This is a genomic window from Planktotalea sp. (assembly GCF_039984035.1).
Classification (GTDB): Bacteria; Pseudomonadota; Alphaproteobacteria; order Rhodobacterales; family Rhodobacteraceae; genus Planktotalea.
Map to the genome: position 1 here is coordinate 1 of NZ_JBDWVM010000244.1, position 4,845 is coordinate 4,845.

Below are 4,845 nucleotides of genomic sequence, written 5' to 3' on the forward strand. Positions count from 1 at the left end.
GATCCACCCGGGCCGCGAAGCACTGCGCATCTCCCAAGACCGCATCACGGAAAAGGACTTCCTTTCTGGCCTCGGCCTCACCGTCGCGCCCTACGCCGCCGTTGACGACGCCGCTTCCATGCAGGCCGCCATCGAAAAGGTCGGCGCACCCTCGATCCTGAAAACCCGCCGTTTCGGCTATGATGGCAAGGGCCAAGCCCGCCTCGCCTCCGCCGCCGACGCGGATCAAGCGCTCGCCGATATGGCAGGCGCGCCGTCCGTGCTCGAAGGTTTCATCGACTTCTCCGCCGAAATCTCCGTCATCGCCGCACGCAGCCCTTCGGGCGAAGTCGCCTGCTATGACCCCGGCGAAAACGTCCACGAGGGCGGCATCCTGCGCAAAACCACAGTGCCCGCACACGTCAGCGGCAGTCTGCGCATGGACGGTGTTCTGCTTGCAGGCCGTATCCTCAATGAACTCGATTACGTCGGCGTCATGGGCGTCGAACTCTTCGTCACGCCCACTGGCCTCGTCGTTAATGAGATTGCCCCGCGCGTGCACAACTCAGGTCACTGGACACAAAACGGCTGCACCGTCGATCAGTTCGAACAACACATCCGCGCGATTGCGGGCTGGCCGCTCGGCAACGGGCAACGCCACTCTGATGTCGTGATGGAGAACCTGATTGGTGATGACATGGACCGCGTACCGACCCTAGCGGCGCAAGCGGAAACAGCGCTGCATCTCTATGGCAAAGCGGACGTGAAAGAAGGCCGTAAAATGGGCCACGTTAACCGCGTGACAGGTCCTGCCAAAAGCTAACCGGCTAAAAACTAGGCAGTACCACCGCTCGACGACAAAATCGCTGGATTGACGCCCATGGCCTCCAAGGCCTTGGGCCATTTGTCACTATCCGCCGCTTCAAAAATCACATCGCTCGACACGTCACCGATCAACCACCCGTTAGAGGCAATTTCCGCCTCCAATTGTCCGGGTCCCCAACCCGCATAACCCAGCAACACCAACGCGTTTTGCGGGCCACGCCCTGCACCAATGTCTTCCAAAACATCAATGGTCGCGGTCATTGCGAACGTATCGGCGACCTTCATTGTCGATAAGTCAGAATGATAATCAAGCGAATGCAGCACAAAACCACGGCCGTTTTCCACGGGACCACCATAATAAATCGGAAAACTATCTTGGGTGTCGCCTTTGGGAATGGACAATTGATCTAACAAATCCGTTAAATGCACACCATCAACGCGTTTGTTAACAATCAAACCCATCGCGCCCTCAGGCGAATAGGCACACAGAAAGACAACGCTTCCGCTAAAGCGTGGATCACCCATATCAGGCATTGCGATCAAACACTTACCTGTTAGATCATCACCTAAATCTGTATCCGTCATAAACTAAATTTACTCACCAATTACTCAAAAGATGGGCTGCATAACGCCGTTAAGCAAGCCAAACCTTACAATTTCTCTCATTTTCCTCTCAAACAAGTGACTTGGCAAGACGCCTCGGCTGCTGCAGTCAAAGGCTATGACAGTAAAATTCACACCCCTCGCCTTGCTCGCTGCTTTTGCTATGCCCCTGCCCGCAGAGGCGCAAAATTTCGATGACATTCTTTCCGCCAGCCTGTTGACCGGCTGGCGACAAGCGGATGGCACCCATGTCGCTGCTGTGCGTCTCGAGCTAGAGCCAGGGTGGCACACCTATTGGCGCGCGCCGGGCGATGCAGGTATTCCACCGATCTTCGATCTTAGCGCGTCGGGCAATGTCAAAGCCAGCCAAGTCGTCTGGCCCCGCCCCGAGGTCTATCACGGCAATGGTTTGCGCTCGATCGTCTATTACGATCAGGTCGTTCTGCCCCTGCGCGTCACTCCGAACCGCAAGGGGGGCGACATCTCGCTGAAGGCAAAGATCGAGATCGGGATTTGCAAAGACATCTGCATTCCTCAAACGCTCAATGTCACCGCGACCCTGCCCGCTTCGGCCAGCAAACGCGATCCGCGCATTGCCTCCGCTTTGGCTGACCGGCCTTACAGTGGCAAACAGGCAGGCGCGCAGAATGTCACTTGCAAGATCGAACCCACCTCGGACGGGATCAAGCTGGCAACCAGCTTCACGTTGCCTCCCGTTGGCAACTCAGAAGCCGTGGTCATCGAAACTGCCAATCCTCTGCTCTGGGTCGCAGAGCCAAGCGCCAAACGATCCGGCAATACGATGCACGCGAGCACTGAAATTCAGCATGTCGAAGCTGCGCCATTTGTCATTAACCGCAGCAAAATTCGCATCACGGTTCTTGGTGAAACCCGCGCGGTTGAAATCGAGGGATGCAGCGGCGGTTAACTCAAACCGCCATGCGCCGCCCGCGGCGTGAGATCAGAAGTGCAACAAGCGATATCACATAGGCCGCAACGATCAGCGCCACCATGCCCGCAACAAAGATCGCGAAGGCCGCGATCATCGCGGGCGCCTCTGCAAGTCGTGGAAGCGCCTGAGTAAATTCAGGCAAGATCATATCGTAAACCGCCGCATAGCCCATGGTCACGGCAAGCCAACCAAGCGTGATCACAGCCAATCCATTGAGCAAGAAACGCGGCCCCCGCGCGCGGAACTTAAGCCCGCGCTTAAAGCTATCCACTCGTCTGCGCACATCATACTGCATCGCAATCAGCGACGGCACGACCAGCAGAACAAGGATCATGCCAAAGCCCAAGCCATAGACCAGCGTAATCACTGTCGGCTTCAGGAATTGCGCTTGGCTAGAGCGCTCAAACAACAGGGGCGCAAGACCCAGAACCGTTGTCATCGTGGTCAACATCACAGGGCGCAACCGGTTCGCCGCGCCATCGATGATCGACGGGATCAAACCGCGATCCTTGGCATATTCGTCAATCGTTGTGACCAAAACGATGGAATCGTTGATGATGATCCCCGTCATGCCCAACAGTCCAACAACGGTGAACATGGACAGCGGCACATCCCAAAGCGCATGACCGTAGATCGTACCAACCAACCCAAACGGGATGACCGCCATAACGACCAAGGGCCGCGTCCAGCTGGCAAAGACCCACGAGAGCACCAAATAAATGCCGGTCAGCGACAGGACCAAGCCAGTCATCGCATCGGTTAAGAAGGCATCCTCCTGCTCCGACTGTCCTGACAGACGCCAATCCACTTGCTGCTCGGATGCAATGCGCGGCAAAATCTGCTGCTCCAGCGCATCTTCAATCTCACTCGCGCGCGCGGGATCATCCTCTGAAATATCCCCCGTCACCGAAATCAACCGCACACCATTCTCGCGCCGCACCGTTGAAAAGCCAGTGCGCTGCGTCACGCTCACAATATCGGCCAGCGGCACATAACTGCCCGACTTACTGCGCAGCAACGTGCTATCCAGGAAATCCGCCCGCAGCTCATTGCTCGGCAACTCCACACGGATCGTCGCGCTGCGCGGCCCCTCAGGGTAGCTCGCAGCTTCAATCCCGTTCAAACGATGGCGCAAAACCGTGCCCAACTGATCAATGGTAAAGCCCAAGGCCTGCCCTTGCGCCGTCAGCTCCAAGATCAGCTCTTCCTTGTCATAGGCAAGGTTATCCTCCACCGCCGACACCTCGGGAAAACGCGCCAATTCAGACTGCAACGCCTCACTTGCGCGCTTCAATGTCTCCGCGCTCGCACCATAAAACTGCACATCCATGGACGATCCACCGGGACCAGAGCGCCATGATCGGAACGATACATTCTCGCTCAGCGGATGACGGCGCACCTTGTCCTGCAAATCCGCAACAAAGGCAAAACTGGAATAGGGCCGCAAATCCGCATCGATCAACTCAATCGAAATGCCGCCAAGCAGATCATTGTCCTTCGTATCTGCACCCGCCAAACCGCGCCCGGCCGATCCACCAATCGTCGCCATCACATAATCCAGCGGATTGGCCCCATGCTCGGCCTCGTACTCACGCGCCAACTCTTCCGTCGCGCGCTGCATCTCGCGCATCATCGCCAACGTATCGTCGCGGCTCGCACCCTCCACCATCGTGAAGTTCCCCGTGACCGAAGACCGCTCCGGCGCATTAAAGAACCGCCATTGCACATCGCCATTGATGAACAGAACAATCTGGCTCGCAAGGATCACAACAACCCCCGCAAACACCGCATAACGCGCCCAAATCACACCCGCCATCAGCGGCTTGAACAGCTTGTCACGCACCCATTCAAACCCAATGTTCACAACGCGGCTTGGCATGTCATACCAATGCCGCTTGGTCGAATGCGCCAAAGCGTGGCTCATATGGTTCGGCAAAACGAGGAAACACTCCGCCAAAGATGCCAATAGAACCGCAATCACCGTGAACGGAATATCGCCAATCAAACTGCCAAAGCGCCCGCCAATCGACACCAGACCAAAGAAGGCAATCACCGTCGTCAACGTCGCCGAAAACACAGGCATCGCCATGCGCCGCGCCGCATTTTCCGCGGCCACGACTGGCGTCTCGTTCAATTCGCGCGCGCGGTAATCCGCATGCTCGCCCACCACAATCGCATCATCCACGACGATCCCGAGCGTGATGATCAAGGCAAACAGCGAGATCATATTGATCGTCAACCCCCCCACATACATGAGCGCAATCGCCGCGAACAAAGCCACGGGAATACCCGCCGCCACCCAAAACGCCGTGCGCGCATTCAGGAACAAGAACAGCAGCAACACGACCAAGGCCAAGCCCGTCAGTGCATTGTCCAATAAAAGGTTCAAACGCCCGCTAATCGCCTCTGCGCGCGTACGGATCAATTCTAGCGTCACACCAGCAGGAAGCGTCTCTTCCATCTGCGCTGCGACCTCTTCCACCTGA

4 protein-coding genes are annotated in these 4,845 nt (G+C 57.0%); 2 read left to right on the forward strand and 2 right to left on the reverse strand.

The features are described from left to right. Positions 1-802: 5-(carboxyamino)imidazole ribonucleotide synthase (locus ABJQ89_RS11050; protein ID WP_348496293.1), on the forward strand; the 802-nt coding region annotated here is incomplete at its 5' end. 11 nt (positions 803-813) lie between these two features. Here ABJQ89_RS11050 and ABJQ89_RS11055 read toward each other — a convergent pair. Then, positions 814-1,389, reverse strand: coding sequence for a YqgE/AlgH family protein (locus ABJQ89_RS11055; RefSeq protein ID WP_348496294.1), 576 nt, complete (start codon positions 1,387-1,389; stop codon positions 814-816). Between the two features lie 136 nt (positions 1,390-1,525). Here ABJQ89_RS11055 and ABJQ89_RS11060 point away from each other — a divergent pair, with 136 nt between their 5' ends. Next, positions 1,526-2,335 (forward strand): protein-disulfide reductase DsbD domain-containing protein, encoded by an 810-nt coding sequence (locus tag ABJQ89_RS11060; RefSeq protein ID WP_348496295.1) that lies wholly within the window; start codon positions 1,526-1,528, stop codon positions 2,333-2,335. Between the two features lies 1 nt (position 2,336). On the opposite strand, the gene ABJQ89_RS11065 is transcribed toward ABJQ89_RS11060, so the two are convergent. Further along, positions 2,337-4,845 (reverse strand): efflux RND transporter permease subunit (locus ABJQ89_RS11065; RefSeq protein ID WP_348496296.1); only part of this gene is annotated, 2,509 nt, incomplete at its 5' end.